Annotated in this window: 4 protein-coding genes; 2 read left to right on the top strand and 2 right to left on the bottom strand. The window is 33.1% G+C overall.

All coding sequences use genetic code 11. From position 1 onward, the window contains the following. A partial coding sequence (locus ACPYKA_RS20100; protein ID WP_479543965.1) for an EamA family transporter occupies positions 1-262 on the top strand: 262 nt, incomplete at its 5' end. Between the two features lie 214 nt (positions 263-476). Here the strand turns inward: ACPYKA_RS20100 and ACPYKA_RS20095 are convergent. Both ACPYKA_RS20095 and ACPYKA_RS20090 read right to left on the bottom strand, forming a co-directional pair. Beyond that, positions 477-614 (bottom strand): hypothetical protein, encoded by a 138-nt coding sequence (locus ACPYKA_RS20095; RefSeq protein WP_479543964.1) that lies wholly within the window; start codon positions 612-614, stop codon positions 477-479. A 104-nt stretch (positions 615-718) separates the two neighbouring features. Beyond that, positions 719-1,420, bottom strand: a complete 702-nt coding sequence (locus tag ACPYKA_RS20090) for a YwaF family protein (RefSeq protein ID WP_479543963.1) — start codon at positions 1,418-1,420, stop codon at positions 719-721. Between the two features lie 259 nt (positions 1,421-1,679). Between ACPYKA_RS20090 and ACPYKA_RS20085 the strand changes: the two genes are divergently transcribed. Next, positions 1,680-2,204, top strand: a complete 525-nt coding sequence (locus tag ACPYKA_RS20085) for a YceI family protein (RefSeq protein ID WP_479543962.1) — start codon at positions 1,680-1,682, stop codon at positions 2,202-2,204. The last annotated feature ends 887 nt before the right edge of the window (positions 2,205-3,091 follow it).

Genomic DNA, 3,091 nt, shown 5'->3' with positions numbered 1-3,091 from the left:
TTCCTTAATTTATTTAGCGATTTTTTCTACAACCATAGCATATCTTTCGCAAAATATCGCATTTAAATATACGACAGCTACAAGAGCAGCGATACTATTATCGATGGAAGCATTTTTTGGCATGGTGTTGTCGGTTCTATTTTTACATGAACTATTGACTGTTCGGATGATGATTGGAGCAGCTCTGATCATGACGGCAATTTTAATAGCTGAAATAAAACCCGTTATCAAAAGAAAAGCTGAACTTAAAGATGTGTCATGAAAATGAAGTTCGGCAAACTAATAAACAATGAATCCTCTGAAAGCTTTTGGAGATTGCTGTATTTTCAGCTATTAAGTTGAATAAATAAAGGCGAAGGCGCATGCTCCCTTCAAATTGCGGGGCAATTAGTGGAGCTTAGCCTTGGTAGTCTTCAGATAAGTCAAGGAAAGCCCCTTCCAAATTCACAGATTTGGTGGGGCGGGGTTCACCTCCATTAATCATTTTCCTTTTTATTCCCCATTGATTGTTCCATTTGATTAGATTGCAGTTGAGATCCTTGTTCAGAATCCTCTTCTTGATTTATAACTTCTTCATTGACTTCAAACTTTCGGCGCTTTTCATTATCACCCATTAGCAGTTCCTCCCTTTAAAATTGAAACCGTATGTCTACAAAGGATAGTATTTCACATCTTTATATAGAAGATACCCGTATTTTTACTTGGAAAACAATTTTTTTCATCCCAATTTTTTAGCCAAAAAGGGCAAATACAAAAGAAAAAATATCCCTAGCGTAATTGCTTCAAGTGATAATAGATACCAAGGATATGGCCCTAAAAAATCTAACAAACTTCCACCACTAGGTTTGCTTCTTAAAAACATATAATTTGCCGATAAAAGGTGATTGATGATGAACACAATAGCGGCAATGACATTAATTGTTATGAACGCTTTTAAAAGAGATTTTAAAGTAATCGTAAAATGATATAACCAAATCATTAGTAACGGAGCTAGTAGAAGCATAAAATGATCGACAAAAAACTGGATATATCGGAATTGAGGAAATCCAAAAAATAAATCGGGTGTAATAATTGCTTGTATAGCACCACCAATAGCAAGAAAGTAAAACACCTCAAATAACCGGTGACTTTTTGTAAAAAGCATCACCGCACAGGCTAGAGACGAAATGCTACAAAGTTCAAACGGCAGAGAAGACTTTATGTCCCACATTCTCGTATTAATATACCAAATATCCAAGCTTATGCGACTAAGGACGAGTAACATGCCTGTTGTAAGCCGAATAGCACGACGATATGGTAAAAGTTGTATTCTGAATAAAAATATAAAAATAATCAATCCGCAACCAATAATAATAGTTAAAAGATGAGTGAAATCCCACATATTAAATTGGATCTCAGGATTATAAAACCAACTATACATTAAATCCCATCCTTAATTGGAGCACCTTTTCAATAATATTGTAAGTATAATTAACTAAAAAGAAAAGAGTCAGTTTGTAATTGTATTGGTTTATTTATTATTATTTTGGGCATATTGTTATTGGATAATTTGTTAATACATAGTACCTTTTAAAATAAATTTAACAAATTAAAGTATGTTTAAGTAAAATATCTTGAATTCGAGATAATAGTAGATTATAGTATAAATATAAACGATAATTTGGAAGGAGAATTTTATTATGGCAAATTGGAAAGTAGATACAGCACATACTGAAGTAGGTTTTAAAGTAAAACATATGATGGTTACAAATGTAAGAGGTAATTTTACAGGAGTAGAGGGATCTGTTGAAGGCGATCCAAACAATTTAACGGATGCCAAGATCACATTCAACATCGATGCATCAACAATTAATACTAATAATGAAGATCGTGATAATCATCTTCGCTCAGAAGATTTTTTCGAAGTAGAAAAATATCCTAACATTACATTTAACTCAACCGAAATTGTTGAAACTAGTGAAGATGAGTACGATGTTACGGGCGACCTTACAATAAAAGATACAACGAAAAAAGCAACATTTAAGGTGACTCGAACTGGTGCCGGTAAAAATCCATGGGGTGTGGATGTAGTAGGTTTTGAAGCAGAAACAAAAATTTCAAGAAAAGAATTCGGTTTAACTTGGAACCAGGCATTAGAAACTGGTGGCGTATTAGTAGGAGACGAAATTACAATTACAGTAGAACTACAAATAAATCCAGCATAAATATAAAAGCGATTTTTCTAATGTTTTAGGTAAAAGCGGTCAGAATTCTCCGTAAATGGGGAGATGAATGACCGCTTTCTTTGGCAGATAAGTATAAAACTTTCTTGACTCGCATAAGTGCAACTAAGGCTTGGCGATAAGCCAAGTTTTCTAATAGCGTGGCTCGCGATCGATGCGAACCACGTTTTTTTATATTATTAAGAGGATTTTTACTAAGATCTTACACCCACTCTAACTTCATTCTAATTCGGTGCCGGATTAAAATAATAAAGTCAGTAATAATTCGTTTTCTTGTATATTTCTAATCTGTGTTATACTTTTAATGCTAAAAGTAACTCCTTTGTGGTTTGTAAAGGATGCTAAAAATTTGTATTTTTTAAGAGAATCTTACTAGTCGTTGGAGAAATCGAATGTTACAGCCGATTAATTTTTTTGTTTTTTGGACTGTTAAGAATATAGTATTGGTGGTTTCGACAAAAAAGGTATTTTATTTTGTCTAATTCGTACATTCCAAACGAACAAGTTACTTATTATAATTGAATTTAATTAATTGTTAAAAACTTATTACTATTTTGCTCAATTTAAAAAGGTTTGACAATGGTCAGGAGAGAAGATGGTATGAATTAAAAAAGATATTATGTAATGGGCTAGTGTTTGTAAAGGCAAGAATGATAGCGCAGACAATTTAGCAACGTGACAGGATAAAATGTGGTAACAATAATTTGATAGTTTCTTTCTTTGCAACATAGTTTACGATCTAGGGAGGAAAAAAATGGAGACGAATATAGAAAACAGTTTAACTAATACAGAAGTTGGGGCAGAAAAAATTACAGGATATCAATGGAAGACGCTTTGGGCCTCGACGATAGGGTACGCAATGGATGGAT

It is taken from the genome of Pseudogracilibacillus amylolyticus (SeqCode) (assembly GCF_051918545.1).
Taxonomy (GTDB): domain Bacteria; phylum Bacillota; class Bacilli; order Bacillales; family Amphibacillaceae; genus Pseudogracilibacillus.
This window is presented reverse-complemented; position numbering and strand designations above follow the sequence as displayed.